Genomic DNA, 24564 nt, shown 5'->3' with positions numbered 1-24564 from the left:
ATTTCTGTCTTCGGGGCAGAAAATTTTATACGCTCAACAAAGCGTCGATAATTACGGTTATTTGAATAGCGCGGGTAGATTTCGTATGAACGGATTAGAAAGCAACATATCGAATTTTTCCAATACCGAGGATTTCGAACTGACGGCGTCTTTTTCTTTCCGCAATGACAACCGTTTGAATTCGAATCTCCATTCTCTCTCTTTCTCAAAAACTATAGGCGAACATAATTTCTATTTCCGTTACACTCCCGGTCTTGCTCAAAACTTTATTATAAAAAGCAGCGCGACGATTCAACTGCCCGACACTATTGCCAACTTGAAAACCGAATTAAATTACTCGGAAAAATTCGGCCTGGGGTATTCTTATAAAATTTCTTCGAGCGTTAATTTGGGTTTTTCTTTAAGGTATTTTGAGCAAACTTTCAGGAAGGAATCGCCGGTTCTCTATTATACCGACAGCGTAAATTATATTTCGATTAAAGAAGATGAATCGACCAATAATTACTGGCGCGGAGATATCGGCGCAGATGTTATTTTTAATGACATAATTTCATTCTCGCTTTCCACAATAAATTTATTTATTAGCAGGGAAAGCAATGCGGGGGAAATAAGCCGTCTCTATTCCTTAAAAACAGAAAAGGGAATTCATGCCTCGTTGCAATTGAGTAGCGCATCGGGTTTTATGACAAAGTTAGGATACGAATACGGATTCGATAATTATAAAGCTTTCTATGCCGGTTTAAATTATTCATTCGATTTTGCGGGCGGAAAAATTACATCCGGAGTTCTTTTTATGCACGACAAGTTCAGAAATCCTTTTATTACTGCAGTTATGCCGTCGGTTGCTTTTACAAAAGAGGGATATACTATTTCAGCGGGCGGTGTTAAATATTTTTCGAATAACATTTCAAAGACTACCGAGTCGCTTATAAACGAAGGTATCTACAGCTTGTTTAATAATCCTTATAGCGCCGATAGAGCTTTCGTGAATTTTAATCTGGCGTTGAGTTTCAAAAGCAAACAACTTGTTAAATTCATCGACGTCTCCATTGACTCGGATATTTATCCTACTCTTTCTGAAGTCTATCTGAACAAACCGTTTGCAACCGGAAAGGCTGTTAACTTGTCGAATGAAATAATCGAGGTACGACCGGCGAGTTACATAAAAAACATCAACAACGAACCGATATATTCGCCTTCGGTTAAAATATTGCCGGGCGATACGGTCGATATCGGATTCTATACTATTGTGTCGAACGCCGAGGCCGCCAAAAGAAAAATCGAACAAGCCGATTTTTATCTTTATACGGATAAATCGGAACCGGACGATTATATACGCAAACCCGTTCTGGTGCACGATAAAAACAGCTGGGACGGCAATGTATTCAATCTGATTTATTTCGTCAGAAAAGATTTCGACTTTTCGAATAAGTATTCGAGAGAAATTCTGAATAAATATCCCCGCGAAATGACCGACGGCGTTTTCCGGAAAATTAAAATTCTATACGACGAATATTCGCGCAATCTGGAATATGTATCGGACCCCAGAGCAAGCACGGAACGCGTCCAATTCCCTCACGAAACTATCGAACTCAAAGGCGGCGACTGCGACGATTTGAGCGTCTGCTTTTCTTCGATGCTGGAGAGCATCGGAATTCAAACGGCTTTTGTCGATTACAAAAATCCCGACGGAGTCAGCCATGTCAACTTATTGGCGAACACGGAATTGTCGCCTACGGAATTATTCAAAATAACAAATAACGATAATAAAATTGTTGTGCGAAAAAATGAGGAAGGAGTCGATCAGATTTGGCTCCCAATTGAAACAACTGTATTAACCGGATTCGACGACGCCTGGTCTGCCGGCGCCGATAAATTTAACGCCGAGGCTATTGAAAATTTGGGACTCTCTAAAGGCAGCGTCGTTATTATCGATATTTATTAAGGAGGAAAATTAAAGTGAAGAGATTAATTATTATAATGGCGATTCTTACGCTGCCTCTAATGGCTCAGGTTTTTGAAGTGGAAAAAGTTAGAGGAGACGTAAGAGTACTCGGAGCTTCCGAAGAAGCCTGGAAGCCGGTAAAACCGGGAATGGAACTGAAAGGGACGGATTTAATCGCTACCGGAGAAAACTCGTCCGTCTATTTGAAAAGCGGCGCTTCCGGATTTGTACTGGAAGATAATTCCGCCCTCGGAATAAATAATATTAAGAAAATGACGCTCAACGAGCTTTTGCTGGCTTTGGCGGCGGATGAAATAAAAAATATACGGCCCGGAAAATCCGACGGTAAAACGCGCAATACCGCCGTCTACGGTGAAAAGATCGATAACCGTAAATTAGAAACGCACACAGACGATTCGGTTTTCCTCGGTATAAAAAAACTAAACGGAGCGAAACAACTGGTTAAAAACGGTTATAAAGAGTCCGCGATTTTACTGGCTAAAGAAACCTACAGAAAATATCCCGCAACGAGGGAGCGAATATCTGACCGTCTCTTTTTTGTGGAAATAATGGTCGATATGAATTTGCTTAACGAGGCGGCAGAAGAAATAAACGATATTGCAAAATATAAAATTGATTCCGCCAATTTGAATCGACTCGAAAAAATCAGCCGGCTGTTAAAAGAGAAGATGGCGGACGTTTCTCAGTAACGATAACCAGGCCAGCGGCTGTAGTCGGGATTTAGAAGTCTGTAATCGCCGAATCCGGTTTGGTCTACGAATACGAACGAGCGGTTCAGTTCGTAATAATCCCAAATTTCATACGGTTTGGAATTCGGGTCGAACGGATGACGCTCGACGTAACTGGGAGGCCCGAAAGTAATGTAAATCATGCCCATATCCGTGCGCCAGCCTTCGTTGCCGAATGCCTTGAAATTTTTGTTGGCGTATTCGACTCTTCTGTAGTATTCATTCATAATGGGATTTACCGTCATTTTGGGATTCGGCTTCTTCTTGTCCCAGAATGCGAGGAATCTCGTCAGTCGTTCTTCGTAAGTCTTACCCTCTTTGATATACGCCAGGTCGGCGGGCGACGCAATATAGATCATCTGTTCGATTGCCTTGTCGATGTCCGTTATCGAGTTCGGCAATCCCGTAATCTTCGACAAGACGATCTTTTGGGTCTTAGCGCTGATGTTGCGGTTTACATCTGTTACTGTCATTGTTAACTTGTAGGTGCCGAGAATAAAATTCAATGTGCTTAAAGAATCGTAAACAATGTTCGCTCCGTCGTTAACGCTGATCGTTCTTTTCTCTTCGATTTTGCTTTCGCTGTCGAGGTGTTCGAGCAAATAGGTTATTTCCGCGTCGGCGGCATCGGAAGAATAGATTTCGTAATAAAATCGAAGCGTTGTGTCTTTGTTGGTTACTATTCTGGAGACATTCGGCACAATGACGTCGCCCTTTTCATTCTTCATTATATCCTTAACGAGCAATATTCCGCTTACGGCCAGATCGCTATTGAATTTTTTTACCGATACGTTGTAGGTGTATGAATGTGTTTTTCTTGAGTCGGTATCTTCAAGTATGCATTTGATTTTATAATTCCCCGCCTCCAGAGGAAAAGACTTATATGACATGTTGAAGTTTTTTCTTGAAATTGTCTCGTCAAAGTCGGTTGTGGAAATTCTTTCTTTCCAGATTCGTTCGAAGATTACTTTGTCGGTTTTGGCTTCGTAAAAAACTACGGATAAATTATATTCTGCGTAAAAAGCGTCGCCTCTTTTAACGAATTGAATATTTGCATAAGGCACCTGAAAAAAAACGTCGAGGCGGATTTTAGTTGTGTCGTCGGCTGTTTTGTATTGCACGAAATCGGTATAGAAAACGGGCTCGAATTTGCTGATGTTGACGTCTTCCGAAGATTCCACCTGAGCCGAGATTGCATACGCCAAACAAATAAATAAAAACACGAAGCGTTTCATCTTACATCCAGATAATTTTAAGCTAATTTAGCAAATAAATCATACTCGTTGCAATCATAAATTACGGCATCATAAAAATTGCCTATCTCGAGTTGCCCGTTGGTCTCTACAAAAACTTCGCAATCGACTTCGGGCGCGTCTCTTTCAGTCCTTCCGATATAAACGCCGTTTTCGTAGGCGTCGATTAATACCTTCAGATTCTTCCCGATCAGTTTCTCGTTTTGGCGGTGGGAAATGTCTCTTTGAATTTCCATCAGAAGGTTCTTTCTTTTTTCTTTTACTTCTTCGGAATGCGGATCGCCGAGCAGATAGCTGGGTGTGTTTTCTTCTATCGAGTATGTGAAAACGCCGAACCTTTCGAATTCGAAATCTTTAACAAAATTGACCAACTCTTCGAAATCGGCGTCGGTCTCGGCAGGATACCCGGTTATAAAAGTTGTCCTCAGTGTTAATCCCGGAATCGATTCTCGCAGTTTGTTCAGCAGTTCCAACGTGCGTCGTTTTGTAATTCCGCGTCTCATCGATTTGAGCACATTATCGGAGATATGCTGCAGAGGAATGTCGATATATTTGCAGACTTTCGGATTCGAAGCTATTGTTTCGATTAAGCTCTCCGGAAAATGTGACGGGTAAGCATACATAAGTCGAATCCACTCTATCGATTTTATTTCCGAAAGCTTGTTTATCAGTTCGGCTATATTTCTCCTGCCGTAGAGGTCGATGCCGTAGTCGGTAGTATCCTGCCCGATTAAAATCAATTCTTTGACGCCTTGGCTGCTCAGTTTTTCGGCTTCGGCAATCAAATCTTCCATCGGTTTGGTTTTGTGTTTGCCTCGCATCAACGGAATGGCGCAAAACGAGCAGGGATTGTCGCAGCCTTCGGATATTTTAAGGTATGCAAAATGTTTGGGCGTCGTGAGCAGTCGTTCGCCGAGCAGTTCGTATTTCAGGTTTCCGCCGAATTCCTTTACAACTTCTTCGTAGGCTTCTGTTCCGAAATAAGCGTCGACTTCCGGAATCTCTTTTCTCAAATCGTCCATATATCTTTCGGAAAGGCATCCTGAAACAACCACTTTTTTTAATCTGCCTTTTTTCTTAAGTTCAATGGCGGATAAAATTGTATTTATCGATTCTTCTTTTGCGGCTTCGATAAAACCGCATGTGTTTATAATGACTGAATCCGCATTATCAGGGTTGTCGGTCAGTTCAAAATCGTTTATTTTGAGCTGGTTCATGAGGCGTTCAGAATCCACTGTATTTTTCGAACATCCTAATGTTATAACGGATATTTTTTCTTTCTTTGACATTTCCGGTCTTTCTTTTTGTTTAAGCATAACAAAAATAGCGATTTGTTAGTGCAATTAGAAATTAAGAAAAACAATTAGTCGGTGAAATTATGAAGCTAATATTTCCGGGCACCGGTTCCGGAAAAACGAGCAAAGAACGGTTCCACACTTCGTTATATTTAGAAACCCCGGGTTTCAATCTTCTGATTGACGCCGGCGACGGAGCGGCTAAAGCATTGCTGAATTCTTCCATCGATTTTAATTCGATTAACGGGATCCTTTTTACCCATTATCATGCGGATCATTTTACGGGCATCGGAGCATTGATTACTCAAATGAAAATTACGGGACGCAAGTCGGAACTGACCCTCTTTACTCACAAGAACCTCGTCGAGCCGCTCATTAACCTGCTTTATTATGTCTATATGTTCCCCGAAACTCTGGGATTCAATTTAAAGATTATCGGTTATCGCCTTGCGGAAAAAGTAAATGTGGCTGATGAATTCAGCTTTATTGCCAGACAGAATTCTCATGTTTATCCCAAAGGCGATATTGAATTCTATCCCGAATCGATGTTTGTTTCTTCGAGTTTACTGATAACTATCGGTAAAAAGTCGATAGTATATACTTCGGATGTCGGCGCTCCCGACGACCTTTTCCTTTTTGACAATATAGAACCGGATATTTTTATAACCGAAGCCGCCCATATAGAACCGGAAGATTTGTATCGCGCATTTAACGGCATTAAACCGCGGAAAATGTTCGTTACTCACATAGAAGACGATAAATTGGGTAAATTGGCCGTATGGTACGACAGTCTGGACGACTCCATGAGGGAAAAAATTATTATTTGTCAGGACGGATTAATCGAGAATCTGGGATAAAAAAAAAGAATCACAAGAAAACGGAGCTTTTATTATATTATCAGACTCAAAAATAGTTGAAAAATGCAAATAGAAGAATTTCAGAAGAAATACGGCATAATAGGTAAGTCGAAAGAAATCCGCGACCTGATCGACATTACAATGCAGGTAGCCCAGAGCGATATTACGGTTTTGATAACTGGCGAGAGCGGAGTGGGAAAAGAAGTCTTTGCAAGGGCTATACACGGATTTAGCAAGCGTTCGGACAAACCGCTCGTTAGCGTCAACTGCGGCGCCATTCCCGAAACTCTTCTGGAAAGCGAACTCTTCGGCCACAAAAAGGGGTCTTTTACGGGCGCAACCGACGACCGTAAGGGATATTTCGAAATTGCCGACGGAGGCACTCTATTTCTCGACGAAATTGCCGAGATGGCTCTCACAACGCAGGTTAAATTGTTACGCGTTCTCGAAACGAAGGAATTTATGCCGATAGGCAGCGAAACCGTCACTAAAGTCGACGTAAGAATTATTGCCGCAACCAATAAAGATTTGCAAAAAGAAGTCGACGCCAAGAAATTCAGAAACGATCTTTATTTCAGACTCAAAGCCGTAACGCTTTTTATTCCGCCATTGAGAAAAAGGAAGGAGGATATTCTCGACCTGGCAAATCATTTCCTGAAAAAATTTGCCGAGAATAATCAAATTAAAATTCCTTTGGTTACCAAAGGCGCGGAAGAATTACTTGTAAATTATAACTGGCCGGGAAACATACGCGAACTGAAAAACGTAATCGAAACCGCGGCTGCATTATGCCGCGACGGTATTATAGACGAAGAATTATTAAAGCCGTTGCTCGTTCCCGAAGCCGTGGAAGATTTGACGCCGAGAAATTTGCCGGTTCATTTGAATCGTTCTCCCGAAGCGCTCGACAGGGAGATGATTTACAGAGCTTTGATCGAAATAAAGAAAGACTTAATCGAATTGAAAAACATTGCGCTCAATAACGCCCACGAAAACAATTCCGCCTCGACGACCATAGACCCAGACGAAGTTATACCGTTGGAAGAACTCGAAAAAAGAGCCATTATTAATGCAATTAAATTTACCGGCAACAACAGGCGTAAAGCTGCCAGATTGCTTAAAATAAGCGAAAGAACTCTATATCGGAAACTGAAAGAATATGGCATACAATAAAAAAATATTAAATACGATATTACTGACCGTAGCGCTGATTGCAGGGGGTTGTTCGTATTCTTTTACTGGCGCATCCGTGCCGCCTCATCTTCAAACAATTTCTATTCCGACTATCGAAGACCGGAGCGGAAAAGCGGAACCTAATTTAGGCGAACGGCTTACAACGCTCTTAATCGAAAAATTTACTTACGACAATACGCTTCAGGTTACCAACAGTTCGAATCCCGACTGTATACTCGAAGCGGCCATTACGTCGCTTACGGACGAATTATCTGTCGTAAGCGGAAATGAAACCGCAATGACGCAAAGAATTACGATAAATGTTAAAGTAGTCTATCGCGATTTAATCAAAAAGAAAAAAATATTCGAAAGAAATTTTTCGCAATACAGCGACTACGAAACCGACGGAGCCGATTTGATTGCCGCCCGGAATAATGCAATCGAGCAGGTCCTCGATTTTATAGCGGACGATATTCTGCTGGCGGTGGTATCAAACTGGTAAATCAAGGAGAGGAATATGATACTCGATGAAATAATTTTATACGCTTACATCTTTTCGCTGTCGATACTCCTTTTTTTCGGCAGCTACGGTTTTATTATGATTTATTATCATGAAAAGTATAAGAAAAAAATGCACCGGGCTAAAGACGACTTGCCTCTGGAAACAGTCACGGTTCAACTGCCGATATACAACGAAATGTACGTTGTCGACAGACTGATAAACGCGGTCTGCAGTATGGACTATCCGAAAGACAAGCTAGAAATCCAGGTGCTCGACGATTCTACGGACGAGACTGTTGAAGTGGTTGCAAAACTCGTTGAAGAAAAGCGAAAAGAAGGGTTTGATATCAAGCATATACGAAGAGAATCGCGCGAAGGATTTAAAGCCGGAGCTCTGAAGGAAGGATTGAAAACAGCTAAGGGGAAATTCATTGCTATTTTCGACGCCGACTTCATTCCCAAAAAAGATTTTCTTAAAAACACTCTCCGGTATTTCTACGATGATAAAGTTGGGATGGTGCAAACAAGATGGGAACACCTCAACGAAGACTATTCGCTTCTTACCCGTATACAGGCTTTGGCTCTCGACGGTCATTTCGTAATAGAGCAAACGGTGCGAAACAAAGCCGGATTTTTTATCAATTTCAACGGAACGGGCGGAGTCTGGCGCAAAGACTGTATTGAAGATGCAGGCAACTGGGAAGGCGATACCCTGACCGAGGACCTCGACCTAAGTTACAGGGCTCAGTTAAAAGGCTGGAAATTTATTTATCTGAGAGATTTTACGACCCCGGCGGAATTACCCGCCGAAATGAATGCGTTCAAAGCTCAACAATTCCGATGGACAAAAGGAGCTGTCGAAACGGCTAAAAAAATTCTGCCGCTTGTATGGAAATCCGACATTCCGCTGAGACTTAAACTTCATTCCACTTTTCATCTTACAAACAATATTGTCTTCCCTTTTATTTTGCTTGCGGGTATTTTGAATGTGCCGCTGATTTTTATTAAAAACGCCGGACCTTACTGGAGCTTTTTTAACATAATGGCAATCTTTGTCATAGCGTTCATCGGTTCGTTTCTCTTTTACATGTTTGCTCAAAAAGACGTTTATTCCGACTGGCGCAAAAGGATTGTGTTGTTCCCGCTTTTTATGGCGGGTAGTATGGGGCTCGCTTTGAACAATACGCGAGCGGTCATGGAAGGATTGTTGAATCGTAAAAGCGAGTTTGTTAGAACGCCCAAATTCAAGGTCGTTACAAAAAACGACAATCCGATTAAAAACAAGTATTTTAAATCGACCCGTGTGCAGGCGTCGACTTACGTCGAGTTGATTTTAGCCGTTTATTGTTTGATAGGCGTCGTGGCGTCAATATATTTTATGGAAATTGCGGCCTTGCCGTTTCAGTTGATGTTCTTTACCGGTTTTGCGGGTGTGTCTTTAATGTCTCTGAGACAAGCGTACATAAAGAAACGTCAGTTAAACGATGGGTTATAATTGAACAAAAAAATTACAGAAGATAAAATTAAACTGATTTACGAATTCAATCCCGGATCGCCTCTTTTTGCCCGCGTCGGCAAGATATTGCTCGACGAAGGAAAACCGCATGAGGCGATTGAAATTCTGAACGGGGGATTGGAACAATACCCCGATTATCCTACCGCTTATTACATTAGAGCCGTCGCATATGCTTATTCGGGCAAAATTAAAGAAGCCAAAGAGGATGTTCATAAGGCTTCCTCATTATACGAAAACGCTATGTCCGGAAATTATTATCTTGAGATGATAGAGAAGATAGAGAATGATATTAAATCTCTGGACGAACTGAAAGTGCACGAATTTATCGCTGACGAAAACGGCGGAAAAAATTCCATTGAAGACAAACTGGAAGAATTGGCTGAGGAATTGAGCAAAGCGCGAATCAAATACAATCCTGATGCGGGGGAAGATACTGTAGTTTCCGTACCCGAAATTCCGAAGACAAGAATCGTCACCGAAACAATGGCTAAAATTTACGAAGCTCAGCGGAATTATAAAGATGCAATCGCGGTCTACAAAGACCTTGCGAAATCTAATCCGGAAAAGGCGGATTATTTTAAAAGGAAAATTGAAGAAATAAACAGGATAATCGACACAGGGCTCGTCTGAGAGGCGCCATGAAATATTTCTTTTCACAACTCGTATTATTTATCATATTAACTTTGCCCGTAGCGGCGCAGGATTACGATTGGGCTCGGCACGACTCGCTCGTAAAAGCGGGCATCGATCAGATATACGGGATTCAATTCGAAAAAGCCGAAAATACATTCGACGCGGTAATAAAAGAATATCCTACTCATCCTTCCGGCAAATTTTTTAAAGCTATGATTACCTGGTGGCGTATTCTTCTTAAACTCGAAGACGAAAGTCTGGACGACGAGTTTATGGAGCAGTTGGAAGAAGTTATTGAAATTTGCGATAGAATTCTGGAAAAAAACAAGAACAATAAAGACGCGCTTTTCTTCAAAGGCGGAGCAATCGGATTCAGAGGCAGATTGTTGGGCATTCGCGAAAAATGGCTCAAAGCCGCTCTCGACGGTAAAGAAGGACTCGAGTTGCTCTACCGATTTTATAAAGCCGATCCGCAGAATCCCGATGTTCAATTCGGATTTGGCATTTATCATTATTATGCCGAAGTCATTCCGGAGAAATTTCCCGCGGTCAAACCGCTTATGATTTTTTTTCCAAACGGCGACCGCGAAAAAGGCTTGAGCGAACTCGAATACGTCGCGCTCAAAGGCAGATATGCCCGCATCGAATCGAGATATTTTCTTATGACATTGAATTTTCAGTTCGAGGAAAATATGGACGAAACCCGAAAGTGGGCTTCAATTCTTCTGGCGGATTATCCGAATAATCCCAACTTCCAGAAATATTACGGACTAACTTTTGTTAAAGAAAACAGGTACGATAAAGCCTCGGAAATATTCCGGGATATCTATTCGAAATGCGTAACAGGTATGCCGGGTTACAACAGTTATTATAAGAGGGAAGCGAGTTATTATGTCGGATTGAATTATAAGAATACAAATAATGTCGATTCCGCCATCTACTATTTTACGGTTTCCGAAAAGTTGTCCCGTAAACTCGACAAAGACAAAGAGTCCGGTTTTCTGATCAATACCGTGCTCTATTTGGGAATGTTATACGACTTAAAAGGCGACAGACAGCAGGCAATAAAATATTACCGCGAAACGCTGACTATGAGGGAAAGGAGCAATTCTCATAAACTTGCCGAACAATATTTGAAAAAGCCTTACGGCAAGTAATTATTCGAGATTGGTCGAAATTCCGAATCTGTGAATCGAACCGATAAAACCCATCGACGAAAATCCGTAGTCGAGCGTATAATTCTTTACGTTGAATCCGAAACCGAGGTTGAGGCCCGCCAGCCCGGCGCTCGACCCGATTTTAAGTTCTTTCCTCTTTTCGCTGTCGTATCCGAATCGCAGTCTGAAACTTGCGCCTAATTTAACTTCGGCTCCCAAAGTAAAATTACGAAGCCTGTCGGCTAAACTCTCCTGTTCCCGGTTTAATTTGTTCAGGGAAAAATAGAAACGGAACGGCACGTTTTTTAACTGTTTCGAAACGCCGACGCGTACGTCGAGCGGCAAATCTTCGTCGATTTCTGCGTATGTCGACAATTGACTGCCTATATTCAACACGGAAAATCCGATATTCCACATCGACTCGGAAAATTCGTAATGCAAGCCCAGATCGACTGCTAAAGCGGAAGAACTGTATTCGTCGATGCTGGAATAGATAAATTTCGTGTTTATACCGTAATAGAAATTGTCGTCGAGTTTATTTCCGTAGCCTAAAATAAAAGCGATATCGGCGGCTCCGAAACTGCCCGTTTTTTCGCCTGTGGAAGTAGCTTTTGTGAAGTCGCCGTAGCTAACGTATTTTACCGCCGCGCCAAGTTTTCCGAATCGAAATTCCTTAACTGCCGATAAAGACGCCGAATTGATATCCATAAGGTGATTTACAAAAGAGAATGATACGGGAATTCCCTCGAGTAAGTTAATTCCTGCGGGATTATAGAAAATAACATTCGGGTCGTCGTTTGCGGAAACAAATCCGCCTGCCAATGCCGCCGCGCGCGGACTCGTATCTAGATTTAGGAATTTGTATGTTTGCGGAAAAGCAGTTGAAAAACTAAAAAGTAATATTCCAAATAAAATCGTATTTTTCATGGCGCCATTTTTTTGTTTTGCGATTTTAACTATATTATTATAGAAAGGCAAGCTATTAAAATCTCACCCGGGAACATTGAGCTTTTAGAAAATGTTAGATTCAAAAACAAAACGGAAGGTAATGTATGAACGGATTTAAAACTGCGGCTTTAATGGCGGTCATGATGGTTCTCTTCTTATTCGTTGGCAATCTTTTGGGCGGACAAGCGGGAATGACCATAGCATTTGTCTTCTCGTTACTCCTTAATTTCGGCTCGTACTGGTTTTCCGATAAAATTGTATTATCGATGTACCGCGCAAAAGAGGTCTCCCGCGCCGAATATCCGGTTTTCTACAGAATAGTCGAAAATCTGGCGTCGAAAGCAAATTTGCCGATGCCCAAAGTATATGTTATCGATTCTCAAACTCCGAACGCGTTTGCTACTGGCAGAAATCCCGAACACAGCGCGGTGGCTGTAACTACGGGCATTATGAATATACTCTCTGAAGACGAGCTCGAAGGCGTAATTGCACACGAGTTGACGCATATTAAAAACAGGGACATTCTCGTAGGCACAATTGCCGCTACGCTGGTCGGAACCATTACATTGATTGCGAGGATGGCCGGATGGGCGGCAATGTTCGGCGGAAGCAGAAACGACGACAGAGACGGCAATATTTTCTATGAGCTTGCTCTTATTATTATTGCTCCAATTGCCGCAATGCTAATTCAGTTGGCAATATCGCGCTCGCGCGAATTCATGGCGGACGAAGGCGGCGCTTTGATTTCGGGTAATCCGATGGGACTTGCTTCGGCTCTGGATAAACTTTCTAAAGCCAACGAAGTTATTCCGATGAGAACCGCCAAAGAATCGACGGCGCATATGTTTATCGTAAGCCCGCTTTCGGGTAAATCGTTCGCCAAATTATTCTCGACGCATCCGCCTATCGAAGAGAGAATTAAAAGACTCAAAGAAATTGCCGACGGCAGAAGATAATGTCAAACTTGTGGAAAAAAATATTGATCCTTTTTCTGTTTGCGGGCGCTTCGAATTACAGCTTTTCGCAGGATAAAATAATCGACAAACTGATAGATGCGGCTTTGAAGGAACAAGCTTCGCTTATTTCGACAATGCACGATTATAACTTGATTATTTCTTTGCCCCGTAAATTGGAAGGACTCAGACCGTATCTTCTGGATTATTTTCAGAATAATTTCGATTATGAAAACGTCGGCGGCAAAAATAAAGTTATTCTCGTAATTAACGACGCTTCGGCTTCTTACTCGTTAATTGAACGCGGATTCTTTACGGACGATTTTCTCGAACGTAAATTAAATATGCACGGAATGCTGGTATACCCCAATGAATCCGGTTTCGGAAATTCACTGTTCTCCGGCTCGGTAACCGATACGCTTCTGTACGATGATTATGCCGTTAACGACTTGATGAAATTGCCTGTTGAACAGGGAGAGCTGCCGGATAAAACTAAACTTAAGGATCTACTGCAGCCAGTGTTGATCGTAGCCACTTTGATAACTTCTGTCATTTTGCTCTTTACCGTCAGAAGCAATTAAATTTCTTTAAGTGGCAATCTTTATATATTTTTGTTATTTAAAAATGGAAATTCACTTTATGCCTTATAAGAGATTATTCGCAATTGCCTTGATTGTAACCGCTTGTTCTGGAATGGTAGACACATCTAAATTTAACGCCGAGGAGTATTTTTCTTATGCTATGAAATTGTACGAAGACGGCGACTACGAACAGGCTGTACTGGAATTTAACAGCATATTGCTCCAATTTCCGGGTAGCACGGTAAGCGACGACGCTCAATATTATCTGGCTATGACATATTATAAAAGAGAACAGTTTCTTCTGGCGGCGTACGAATTTAGCAAGTTGATTCAAAATTATGCCACAAGTCCGCATGTGCCCGACGCTCAATTCATGCTTGCCGATTCGTATTATAACCTTTCGCCGCCGTTTCAGTTAGACCAATCGTACACCAAAAAAGCAATCGAAGAATTTCAGGCTTTCATCGATATATTTCCCGCTAATCCGAAAGTGGAAGAAGCCGAAAGAAAAATTGTGGAATTGAACGACAAACTTGCCAGAAAAGAATACGAAAGCGGAATTATTTACGAAAAGATGGAATACGAAAAGGCTGCAATGAAGTATTACGATTTTGTAGTCGATACGTACCACGATACCAGATTCGCTCCGATGGCTTTGTACCGTAAAATTCAAATTGAAATAAGACGCGGAATGACTAACGAGGCGCTCAATGATATAGCGGTCTTTTTGACGAGATATCCTAATGACGAAAGAGCTGACGAAATCGAAAAATTACAAGCGGAATTAAATGGACTCACGGCAAAGGCAAATTAAGAAAGTTAAAGATTCTACGGTAACGATGACCGAATTGGTTCTGCCGAACCATGCCAACCAATTGGGATATTTGCTCGGCGGACAATTGATGCACTGGATTGATATTTGCGCCGCTCTTTCGGCGGCAAAACATTCGAACAGAGTTTGCGTTACTGCTTCCGTAGACAGAATTGATTTCCATCACCCGATTAAAGTCGGGGAAGTGGTAACTTTGGTTGCGTCTGTCAACAGGGCATTTAAAACATCGATGGAGGTCGGCGTCGAAGTTTATGCGGAATCATTTGTGGAAAGAAAAAAAATTCATACAAATTCTGCTTTCTTAACTTTCGTGAGTGTGGACGAAAATGGCAAACCCGTCGAAACCAATGAAATACAACCGGAAACACCTGATGAACAAAAACGCTACGAAGAAGCTCTTCAAAGGCGCAGGCAAAGACTCAATACTGCTTAAACTTCTGCTCGTTTTCCTTTTTTTTGCATCTTCTCTTTCGGCTCAAATTCCCATAAACGGCTTTTGTAAAGTAGACGTTCTCTTTGAGGGTATTAAAGATGATGCGGATTTCCTGCCGGACAATATTATGCCCGCCGATCTCGACAGGGACGGCTCGTATGAATTCATCCTTTTAAGAAATAATAAAAATTTAATGGCGGTTGTCTCCGGAAATAAATACCGCCGGTTCAATTTCGGACAAACGGTTAACGAACTCGAATTCTACAGTTCGTCTAAGAATTCGAATATCTTTTGCTGGCTTTCCAGAAAAAGCAGGAATGTCGGGTTGGCGACAATCTCGAAAAACGGAATATTATCGAAAAATAATATTAAAAAGTTTGACGACGTGCCTTCTCGAATTACCTGCCTCGATCTAAATAGTGACGGCAACAAGGAAATAATTGTCGGCGGTTACGCATTCGAAGGTTTAACTTTGATTAATGCCGGTAAAAAAAATACCTACGCATATTCTCAAATTACGGACAACAGGGTTTTTCCGTTGATTGCCTCCGCCGATTTCGACTACGACGGTTTTAGCGACATAGTTGCCTACGATATCCTTGCAAATCGTCTTGTATTCTTTTATAATAATCAGGAATTATCTTTTTCCGAGTCGAGAAAAATTGAACTCTCCGATTATCCTGAAGATTTGATAGCTTCCGACGTGAATTCGGACGGGTTTACTGACTTGCTGATTTCATACGGCGACCGATTGCGCGTTTTTGTCGGCGATACCGTTTCGTCGTTTCGCAACAGTTTCGATATTGAGCTTCCTGTAAAATCGGATGATTTAATTGTGTCGGATTTGAACGGCGACGGCATTAACGATCTTTTAATGGCAAGTTATTCCGAAGGCGAAGTATATCTGATTTACGGCAAAGCCGGTTCGGAATTTTATGAACCCTTGCTGCTTTATAAAGACAGAAATTTAGCGGATATTTCTGTTTATAAAGAAAAAGGACTCCCGAAACTGGCGCTTCTGTTGAGGGACGGGAAGATAATTGTAATATCGAGGGTAAATAAATTCGGGGATTTTGATTTAACGAGTTTTGGCTCGGATGCGCTTTCATTGGGAATTGTAGCGGGCGAGCGAAATATTCCGGAAGCTTATTTTTATATCGATAAAAATAGAAACGACCTGATTTTAATTACTCTGAATAAAAGATTGATTCCCGATACTCTTTATCGATACCCACTTCAGGACAGCTACAATATAGTCAAAACCGTCAAGCATAAAAATAAAATCGATTTCTATTTTTACAATCCAAACACATCGTTAATTGAGATACTGAGACTCGATTTGTTCCGACCGACTCGAAGAATTCTTTACACCAAAGGAAGAATTAAAGACTTGCTCTTGTTTAACGACCGGTTGGAAGACAGACAAAGAATTTATACCGTTACGGAAAATAAATCGAGATTGCTTCTCGAAACTTACGATTACAGGGATTTCAGGTTTGTGCGCGCTGGAGCGGACAGCGCGGGAAATAACCCGCTGACGGCGGCTTTGGAATATGAAACATACCCGGCGATCTTTTCGTTAATAAATGAAAACGACAGTCTGGTTTTAATAAAAAAAGAAATTAAAAGATTGGCCGCTAAAGAGGACAGCGTTAAATTAGGAGCTTTCTATTTGTCCGATTTGACAAAAATTAACCTCGAATGTTATAAAGACCCGCAATCAAATGAATTGATTACTGCGGTTATACTGACGGAAAGTACACTTACAAAATTTATTCTGCTCGGAAGCGAAACGATAATCGATTTCGAAATTAAAAATATACGGCCTGTGGAATACACTATTCAGTTCAAAAAGAAGGGCAATCGATTGGAAATGTTTTTTGTCGACGCGGCGACCGCAAAATTGAAAAAAATTGTTTTGAAAGAAGATTACAAAACGGTCGAAACCGACACCGTTTTGGATTCTGAAACAGTTAATAATTATATTTCATTTCCGTTTAAAAATAATAGCGACCTGATTCTTTATGCTCCCGGGTCAAATAATAATATAATTAAATTGAGAATTATTAGATGAAGAAATTGTTCTTTCTGCTGACGGTATTTGTGACGATCGATTCTTATGCGCAAAATCTCGATTCGCTTTACAATTTTTTTCTTTCTACCAGAGGACATAGCGATACCGATTTGAAATCCGTTGCCTCTATGTCGGGCGATTACGTAAAATGCGGAACGGGTATCTACAATCAAATCAAAGAAAACTATTCGAACTTCAGCATAAAACAACGGCAGATTTTGTCTTCTTTTTTGTCCAGGCCGCAGACCGATACGAGCATCGTTACTAAATCGGGCTTTTTTCGAATCCATTTTAATAAGTCGGGATTGCACAAACCTGCTTACGATTTGAATCTGTTGTCGGAAGCGCTCGACTCGGTTTATAATTACGAGGTCAATATTCTGGGTTATCCGCCGCCCCCGAAAGATTACGGCGGCGGAGGGGATGACAAGTACGACGTCTACATTCAAAATATGAGCGGCGGTCTCTACGGGGAAACGCGCACCGAAGATTTGATCGGAAAGGAAACTTATACGAGTTATATTGTCATCGACAACGACTTCGACCGTTATTACACTCAAGGTATAAACGGCGCTCGGGTTTCGGTAGCTCACGAATTCCATCATGCAATTCAGGTGGGAAATTATATCTACAGATCGACCGACCAATATTATCACGAGCTTTCTTCCACTGCAATGGAAGAGTTTGTGTTCGACGATATCAACGATTATTATGCGTACATTTATTCGTATTTTGTTAATACCAACCGTTCGTTTTCTCAGAATAGCGGCTACAATCTCGCCGTTTGGAACATCTTTTTGAAAGACAGGTTCGGATTCGATATACTCAAAAGAACCTGGGAGTTAATGAGAGAAGAGCGGGCGCTTTATGCAATAGCCGACGCCATTAAAGAATACGGTTCCGACTTTAAGGCAGAGTTCGCCGAGTTCTCGAACTGGATTTATTTTACGGGATACAGGTCGAAACCGGGCAAGTATTTCGAAGAAGCGGAAAATTATCCCGTTATAAAACCCCTGATGAGTATCGATTTCGACAAACCGGTCGTTTCGGTGGATATTAATACCAGACCGGCTTCGGTTAATTATATCTCTTTTATTTCGCTTGTCGACACTCTCACGGCAATTCTTTCTAACAGCGACGTGACAAACGGAGTGCTAAACCCTTCGTCCGAATTGCCCCTTACATATTTTCTTGCAGACCACGACGACGGAGGCTACAAATGGATTACCGATAAGTATTATTCCAAATTGGTTTGCCAATCTGCATTTCTTATTACTGAAAATTCCGTGTTGAATAATAAATTGATCGATTCCACGACGGTTATAACCGACGAAGAATTTCCGTTCCCGCAGCCGTTCAATTATGCTTCGGATGATTTTATTTGCCTGCCGTCTCCGCGTTCTTTGAGCGGCGCGGCAGACCTGTATGTTTTTTCGGTCGACATGGATTTGATTTATTCCGGCGAGCTCCGGGTATTTGTGTCGGATAAAAATCTGGTTAAATGGGATGTGCGCGACGGCAGCGGCGAGCGACTCTCAACCGGCGTCTATTTTTATGTTATTAAAGCAGACGACGAAACTAAAAAAGGAAAATTTGTGGTGATTAATGAATAGTTACAGCGTAATACTGGAAAATCTTGTAAAGTACTTCGGCAGAAGACTTGTATTCAACGGCATTGATCGCCGTTTCGATTCGGGTAATATTTACGGAGTCGCCGGTCCCAACGGTTCGGGAAAATCGACGATTGTTAAAATTATAGCCAATTTGATTTCTCCTACAAAAGGGAAAGTGATCCATCTTCACGGGGACAAAAAAATAAATTACGAACATCTTCATAATTACATCGGATTTGTTTCGCCCTATCTGTTCCTTTACGACGAATTTACCGCGCGCGAAAACCTTCTCTATTTTTCAAAAATCAGGGGAATTGATTACGATGAAGAGTATGCGAATTTTCTTTTAAGCGAATTGAATATTTATAAAAGAAAAGACGACGTTATCAGAGGTTATTCTTCCGGTATGAAGCAGCGTTTGAAATTTATCTTCGCTTTGATTCACAACCCGTCTCTGGTAATACTCGACGAACCCACGTCGAATCTCGATACTCCCGGCAAGGAAAAGGTTTATGAAATTATCGATAAAAACCGAAACGATAAACTTTTTATAATAGCGTCGAACGAGGAGTCCGACCTCTCGTTGTGCGGCGAAATAATCAATTTGGAAAATTTTAAGAATAACGGCATTTAGAATGAAAGCATATTATCTCTTCAAAAAAGATTGGGAATCCGAGCTAAGAACCCGTTATGCGTTAAACGCCCTTTCGATGTTTATTCTTGTTACCATTAGCGTAATAATGTTTTCGATCGGCAGCGAAAAGATAAGCGAATATCTGACGGGGGGATTGTTGTGGGTGGTAATCTTTTTCTCGGCTATGTCCGGTCTTTCGAGAGCCTTTGTTTCCGAAGAGGAACGAGGCACGACTCTTACTCTCCATTTAATAGCTTCGCCATCTACGATTTTTTCGGGCAAATTGCTTTTCAACCTCATACTTGTATTCCTTATGAATTTTGCGATTACATTTCTCTTTGCAATTCTCTTCGAATCTTTTATTATCAATAATTTGTTGTTGTTCCTGATCGCTTTTTTATTGGGGAATATTGGAATTGCCGTTTCTTCCACGATTATAGCCGCAATCATATCCAAGGCTTCGTCGAAAGGGACGCTCTATCCGGTGCTTTCATTTCCGATTCTTTTGCCTCTGATTTTAATTCTCCTCGAACTAACGAAATTTGCAATGGACGGCAACAGCGTTGCAGATTCGACGACCGAAATACTCGTTCTGGTTTCCTACGATGTAATTATGTTAACGGCTTCGTACCTGCTTTTCGATTTTATCTGGAAAGAATAATTTACAAATACTGTACCGGTTAATTTATTATCTTTGTCAACCGAAAAATAAATTTTAAATGCATTTTTTATGGATTTCGAATTTCCGGAAAGAATAAACCGCGCCGTAGCGTCTCTTACTATGCAGATTGCTCAAAGGGCTATCGAATTACGGGCGCAAGGCGAAGATATTGTGGACTTTAGCGTGGGCGAACCGGATTTTCCGACGCCCGATAACATCAAGAACGCCGCAATTAAAGCCATTGAACTGAATTTAACCAAGTATACCGCGAATACGGGAATTCTCGAACTGCGCAAGGCGATTGCGGACAAACTCGAAAGGGATAACGGACTATCGTATTCTCCCGATGAAATCATTGTATCGAACGGGGCGAAGCAGTGCGTTTATAACGCCATACAAGCTCTTGTGGGAGAGAACGACGACGTCTTGATTCCCGCTCCTTATTACGTGTCGTATCCCGAAATGGTAAAACTGGCGGGAGGAAATCCCGTTTTTATAAATACTTCAGTCGAAACGGGTTTTAAATTGACGCCCGAACTTTTGGAATCTTCTCTTACTCCCAAGACCAAGATGTTGATATTATGCAACCCGTCGAATCCTACCGGAAGCGTCTTTCACGAAAGTGAATTAAACGCGCTGAAGGAAACATTCCGAAAGGGAAATTATTTGATTTTGACCGATGAAATTTACGAGAAGATTATTTACGACGGCATTGGATTCCTAAGCGTGGCGTCTCTCGGCGAGGAGATCAAAAAGAGAACGATTCTTGTAAACGGACATTCGAAAGCTTATTCTATGACCGGGTGGCGTATCGGATATGCTGCGGCAGAACGGGAAATTATTAAAGCAATGGCAAAAGTACAAAGCCATTCCACTTCCAACGCTTCCACCGTTTCACAGTACGCGGCGCTGGAAGCTCTAAAAGGTCCGCAGGAGTCTGTGGAGATTATGCGAAAGGAATTCGAAAAAAGACGCGATTTTCTATTCGAAGAATTAAATTCGATCGAAGGAATTTTTACATCGAAACCTGAAGGAGCATTTTATGTCTTCCCCGACGTTTCTTATTACCTCGGTAAAAAATTCAAAGACAAAATTATTGGCGGCGTATTCGAGTTTTCACTTTTCCTTTTGAACGAAGCGCGCGTAGTTGTTGTTCCGGGAATAGCGTTCGGTAATCAAAATTGTATTAGAATCTCATTTTCCACTTCGATGGATCGGATTGCGGAAGGCATTAAAAGAATTAAGAACGCCCTTGAACTGTTAGTTTGAGTAGAGCCGGATTTGAAAATAATATTTGTAAAGTTGCTTTCCTTCCGAGAAAGAGGGAAAGCGTGCGTCATTTTAAATAAATAACATTATGGATAAACAAATCATAGAAAAATTAACTCCGTATAATAAGCTGCTCGAACCGCTAAAGCGGAAGCAAAAAAAAGTTTTCGTATCTCCTCTGGAAGGCTCATTTAAAAGTCTGTTCGTTCAATCGTTTTATCGCGACGATATGCGGATATTAATATTTGCCGCGTCGCCCCGCGAATTGAAAGAATTGAGCGTCGAGCTTTCACTGCTAGGTTTGTCCGAACACTTGATAGCGCTCGAAAATTTTGAAGGCGACGATATTCAGGAAAAATTAACAGACATTTCGAAACGTAAATCCTTCATACTTGTTTCGACTTATGAATTGCTGAAGGTAAAATTTCCTTCCAGAGATGCGCTGGGCAAAAACACTACAAAAGTTGAAATCGGCGGAGAACTTCCTTACGATCAACTTATTGAATATCTCAACCTGATCAATTACGACCAGGATAAATATGTCGATCAGCCGGGAGAATATGCGCTGCGCGGTTCGATAGTCGATTTCTGGTCGTACAGCGAAAAATTGCCCTGCAGGGTCGAATTCGACGGAGATTTTATTGAATCGATCCGGTATTTCGATCCGGAATCGCAGCGCTCTACTCACAAAGTCGATTTTGTTACGCTAGCGTCCTCCTGCGCTGAAGACGAAATGACATCTGATATTTTCGATTACCTCGAATCGCCGTACGTTTTTGCGTCGGATTACCATCTGACTAATATCGGCGTCGATAAAAACACTAATAGCGCCGACCGCATAGATAGGGACGACCTCGACGAAGAATTGAAATACGAACTTTATGACAATGAAATCGAGAATTACTCCCGTAAAAAAGATGAAGAAAACAACAAAGTTGAATTCCGCATGGAAACTCTTTTCGAAAAAAACGCTTTTTGGATACTTGAAGATCACATCGGAATTCACGACGAAAGAATAAATCTCGGTTTGAGCGAGGCTCCGCATATCAATTCAAATTACGAACTCCTCTTTACGTCCTTGAAAAGATATTCCGCTCAGGAATTCGAAATATTGGTCGCGGTCGAAAACGAACTGCAGAAAAAACGTCTCAATGATTTGTTTGCGGAATACGACGATGAAGTTAGGAAATATTATGAAAGCGGATTAATCAAAATTATCGAGTTGCCGGTAAAATCGGGATTCGCAGTTAAGGAAAACCGGTTTCTGCTGATGACGGATTATGAAATTTTCAATAAACCATACAGAACCCGCCTTTCGGAAGCTCAAAAGAAGGCTAAAAGAACTTCGAAGAAATCGAAGGCTCGCGACCTTTCGAGCCTTAAAATCGGCGACTACGTCGTGCACGAAAATTTCGGCATCGGTCAATACGCGGGTCTGCAGACGATTAAAATAGGCAATGTGGAGCAGGAATCGATTAAGATTTTATATGCGGAAGGCGGCGTTGTATATGTCAATCTTAATTATCTGTCGCTTGTAAAAAAGTATTCCTCCGGAGATAATGCAAAGCCGAATCTATCGGCTCTCGGCTCGGGCGAGTGGAAATCGACCAAGAAAAAAGTAAAAAACAAAATCAAAGAAGCCGCTCGACAGCTCATTACTATCTATGCCAAAAGAAAAATGTCGAAAGGATTTGCTTTCAGTCCCGATACAATTTGGCAAAAGGAACTTGAAGCTTCGTTTATGTATGAAGACACTCCCGACCAGGCGCGCGTTACCGAAGAAGTGAAAACGGATATGGAAAGCGAAATCCCGATGGACAGACTCGTTTGCGGGGATGTCGGATTCGGTAAAACAGAGATTGCCGTAAGAGCTGCTTTTAAAGCCGTAAACGACAATAAACAGGTGGCGGTGCTTGTTCCGACTACAATTTTAGCAGAGCAACATTACAATACTTTCAGGGACAGACTCGCTCAGTTTCCGGTTAGAATTGAAGTCATTTCGAGGTTCCGTTCTGCAAAAGAACAAAAAGAGATTGTAGAAAAACTGGCTCGAGGCGAAATAGATATTATAATAGGAACGCATCGGTTATTGTCGAAGGATATCCGCTTCAGAAACCTTGGACTTTTGATAATCGACGAAGAACACCGATTCGGAGTTATGGCAAAAGAAAAATTAAGGTCTTTGCGAGCCGACGTCGATACGTTGACGCTTACGGCTACGCCGATACCGAGAACTTTGAATCTCTCTTTACTGGGAGCGCGCGACCTTTCGATTATTGCAACTCCGCCGCCCAACAGACAGCCCATCTTTACAAAAGTAGACACATTCGACATCCAAAAGGTGAGGGAATGGGTCCTTACTGAAATCAAAAGAGGCGGACAGGTATATTTTATTCACGACAGGGTGCAGTCGATAGAAAAAATAGCCGCATATATAAAGAAACATATTCCGGAAATTAAAGTAGGAATTGCGCACGGACAGTTAAAACCCGCTCAGCTCGAAAAGGTGATTCACGATTTCCTCGAAAAGAAATACGACATGCTGATATCGACAAAGATTATCGAATCGGGTATCGATATTCCGAGCGTAAATACGATAATAGTGAACCGCGCTGACAGGTTCGGATTGGCCGAGCTGCACCAGTTGCGCGGCAGAGTCGGAAGGAGCGACAGGCAGGCATACGCCTATTTTCTTGTGCCTTCTGTCAATAATATAACGAAAAAAGCGTTCCGCCGTCTCCAGGCAATCGAAGAATATACCGACCTGGGAGAAGGTTTCAGTTTGTCGATGCGAGATCTCGAAATCAGAGGCGCGGGCAATTTGCTCGGCACCGAACAAAGCGGCTTTATCGATTCTGTCGGATTCGACCTCTATCTGAAACTCGTCGACGAAGCGGTGGAAGAGTTGAAAGAAAGCGAGTTCAAAGAAATTTTCAGCGATCTGCCCAAGCAAGTCGAACGCTCCGAACCGACAATCGATACTTATTTTGAAATCGGCATCCCCGCCGATTATATGCCCGACCAGTCCGACAGGCTTGGCTTTTATACGGCTCTGTTTTCCATGGTTAAAATCGACGAAGCCGGGGAAATTGTCGAAGAAATGGAAGACCGTTTCGGCAAAATACCGCGAGTCGTGGAAAATTTAATCGACGTAGCGCGTCTCCGTTTTTATGCTTCGTTTGCTTTGTGGGAAAGAATAGTAATTCAGAAAGAGAAAGTAATAGTAATTCTGCCCAAGGGAACCAGGGAAGAATATTACAAAAGTAAGTTCGTCCCGATACTCGAATATATCAATTCCAATTTCGGCAAAAAGGTTCGCTTCGTTCAGCAAAAGGATCTACTTAAACTGGAGATAACGAATAATTTTAATAATCCCGAAGACATACTTAAATTTATGATCACATTTACCCGAAAAATATCGGAGATGACCGGAGTATACAGTCCTAATGCGGAGGCGCTAAATTAATACCTCTCATCTTGTTAATCA

The 24564-nt window shown here is 41.7% G+C and carries 21 protein-coding genes; 18 read left to right on the top strand and 3 right to left on the bottom strand.

What is annotated here, in order from left to right:
• Positions 1 to 85: 85 nt before the first annotated feature.
• Positions 86 to 1945, top strand: a complete 1860-nt coding sequence (locus ACOYVE_RS06290; protein ID WP_422881289.1) for a transglutaminase domain-containing protein — start codon at positions 86 to 88, stop codon at positions 1943 to 1945.
• 14 nt (positions 1946 to 1959) lie between these two features.
• Complete coding sequence (locus ACOYVE_RS06285; RefSeq protein WP_014856276.1) at positions 1960 to 2655, top strand: hypothetical protein; 696 nt, start codon at positions 1960 to 1962, stop codon at positions 2653 to 2655.
• Here the strand turns inward: ACOYVE_RS06285 and ACOYVE_RS06280 are convergent.
• Together ACOYVE_RS06280 and rimO are read right to left on the bottom strand one after the other, a co-directional pair.
• A complete protein-coding gene (locus tag ACOYVE_RS06280; RefSeq protein WP_014856277.1) occupies positions 2649 to 3929 on the bottom strand; it encodes a GWxTD domain-containing protein in 1281 nt (426 codons plus the stop codon). The two genes, ACOYVE_RS06285 and ACOYVE_RS06280, sit on opposite strands and share 7 nt — an antisense overlap.
• Positions 3930 to 3946: 17 nt before the next feature.
• Complete coding sequence (gene rimO, locus ACOYVE_RS06275) at positions 3947 to 5236, bottom strand: 30S ribosomal protein S12 methylthiotransferase RimO (protein WP_422881287.1); 1290 nt, start codon at positions 5234 to 5236, stop codon at positions 3947 to 3949.
• An 89-nt stretch (positions 5237 to 5325) separates the two neighbouring features.
• Here rimO and ACOYVE_RS06270 point away from each other — a divergent pair, with 89 nt between their 5' ends.
• The 6 genes from ACOYVE_RS06270 (at position 5326) to ACOYVE_RS06245 (ending at position 11079) form a co-directional block, all read left to right on the top strand.
• Positions 5326 to 6099 (top strand): MBL fold metallo-hydrolase, encoded by a 774-nt coding sequence (locus ACOYVE_RS06270; RefSeq protein WP_422881285.1) that lies wholly within the window; start codon positions 5326 to 5328, stop codon positions 6097 to 6099.
• A 63-nt stretch (positions 6100 to 6162) separates the two neighbouring features.
• Positions 6163 to 7272, top strand: coding sequence for a sigma-54 interaction domain-containing protein (locus ACOYVE_RS06265; protein WP_014856280.1), 1110 nt, complete (start codon positions 6163 to 6165; stop codon positions 7270 to 7272).
• Positions 7259 to 7774 (top strand): LPS assembly lipoprotein LptE, encoded by a 516-nt coding sequence (gene lptE, locus ACOYVE_RS06260; RefSeq protein ID WP_422881284.1) that lies wholly within the window; start codon positions 7259 to 7261, stop codon positions 7772 to 7774. Before ACOYVE_RS06265 ends, lptE begins: the two co-directional genes overlap by 14 nt.
• A 15-nt stretch (positions 7775 to 7789) precedes the next feature.
• Positions 7790 to 9268, top strand: coding sequence for a cellulose synthase family protein (locus ACOYVE_RS06255; RefSeq protein WP_014856282.1), 1479 nt, complete (start codon positions 7790 to 7792; stop codon positions 9266 to 9268).
• Positions 9269 to 9919: a tetratricopeptide repeat protein gene (locus ACOYVE_RS06250; protein ID WP_014856283.1), complete on the top strand. Its 651-nt coding sequence runs from the start codon at positions 9269 to 9271 to the stop codon at positions 9917 to 9919. It begins immediately after the preceding gene.
• Between the two features lie 8 nt (positions 9920 to 9927).
• Positions 9928 to 11079, top strand: a complete 1152-nt coding sequence (locus ACOYVE_RS06245) for a tetratricopeptide repeat protein (RefSeq protein ID WP_014856284.1) — start codon at positions 9928 to 9930, stop codon at positions 11077 to 11079.
• Here the strand turns inward: ACOYVE_RS06245 and porQ are convergent, their stop codons facing one another.
• Entirely contained in the window at positions 11080 to 12006 is a 927-nt protein-coding gene (gene porQ, locus ACOYVE_RS06240) for a type IX secretion system protein PorQ (RefSeq protein ID WP_157867360.1), read from the bottom strand. It abuts the gene before it with no gap.
• 125 nt (positions 12007 to 12131) lie between these two features.
• On the opposite strand from porQ, the gene htpX reads away from it, so the two are divergent.
• The 10 genes from htpX (at position 12132) to mfd (ending at position 24543) form a co-directional block, all read left to right on the top strand.
• Complete coding sequence (htpX, locus tag ACOYVE_RS06235; RefSeq protein ID WP_422881283.1) at positions 12132 to 12983, top strand: zinc metalloprotease HtpX; 852 nt, start codon at positions 12132 to 12134, stop codon at positions 12981 to 12983.
• Entirely contained in the window at positions 12983 to 13561 is a 579-nt protein-coding gene (locus tag ACOYVE_RS06230; RefSeq protein WP_422881281.1) for a hypothetical protein, read from the top strand. The genes htpX and ACOYVE_RS06230 overlap by 1 nt, the downstream gene beginning before the upstream one ends.
• Positions 13562 to 13619: 58 nt before the next feature.
• A complete protein-coding gene (locus tag ACOYVE_RS06225; protein WP_014856288.1) occupies positions 13620 to 14375 on the top strand; it encodes an outer membrane protein assembly factor BamD in 756 nt (251 codons plus the stop codon).
• Positions 14350 to 14826: an acyl-CoA thioesterase gene (locus ACOYVE_RS06220; protein ID WP_422881280.1), complete on the top strand. Its 477-nt coding sequence runs from the start codon at positions 14350 to 14352 to the stop codon at positions 14824 to 14826. Before ACOYVE_RS06225 ends, ACOYVE_RS06220 begins: the two co-directional genes overlap by 26 nt.
• A complete protein-coding gene (locus tag ACOYVE_RS06215) occupies positions 14765 to 16900 on the top strand; it encodes an FG-GAP repeat domain-containing protein (protein WP_422881279.1) in 2136 nt (711 codons plus the stop codon). The genes ACOYVE_RS06220 and ACOYVE_RS06215 overlap by 62 nt, the downstream gene beginning before the upstream one ends.
• Positions 16897 to 18513, top strand: coding sequence for an MXAN_6640 family putative metalloprotease (locus ACOYVE_RS06210; protein ID WP_422881278.1), 1617 nt, complete (start codon positions 16897 to 16899; stop codon positions 18511 to 18513). The genes ACOYVE_RS06215 and ACOYVE_RS06210 overlap by 4 nt, the downstream gene beginning before the upstream one ends.
• Complete coding sequence (locus ACOYVE_RS06205) at positions 18506 to 19147, top strand: ABC transporter ATP-binding protein (protein WP_014856292.1); 642 nt, start codon at positions 18506 to 18508, stop codon at positions 19145 to 19147. The genes ACOYVE_RS06210 and ACOYVE_RS06205 overlap by 8 nt, the downstream gene beginning before the upstream one ends.
• A 1-nt stretch (position 19148) precedes the next feature.
• On the top strand, positions 19149 to 19808 hold the full coding sequence (locus tag ACOYVE_RS06200) for a heme exporter protein CcmB (protein WP_014856293.1): 660 nt from the start codon (positions 19149 to 19151) through the stop codon (positions 19806 to 19808).
• Positions 19809 to 19877: 69 nt separating this feature from the next.
• Positions 19878 to 21077: a pyridoxal phosphate-dependent aminotransferase gene (locus ACOYVE_RS06195; RefSeq protein ID WP_422881276.1), complete on the top strand. Its 1200-nt coding sequence runs from the start codon at positions 19878 to 19880 to the stop codon at positions 21075 to 21077.
• 88 nt (positions 21078 to 21165) lie between these two features.
• Positions 21166 to 24543, top strand: a complete 3378-nt coding sequence (mfd, locus tag ACOYVE_RS06190) for a transcription-repair coupling factor (RefSeq protein ID WP_422881275.1) — start codon at positions 21166 to 21168, stop codon at positions 24541 to 24543.
• The last annotated feature ends 21 nt before the right edge of the window (positions 24544 to 24564 follow it).

The organism is Melioribacter sp. (assembly GCF_049325435.1).
Taxonomy (GTDB): Bacteria; Bacteroidota; Ignavibacteria; order Ignavibacteriales; family Melioribacteraceae; genus Melioribacter; species Melioribacter roseus.
The sequence above is the reverse complement of the archived record's forward strand: the minus strand, read 5'-3'. Positions and strand labels throughout refer to the sequence as shown.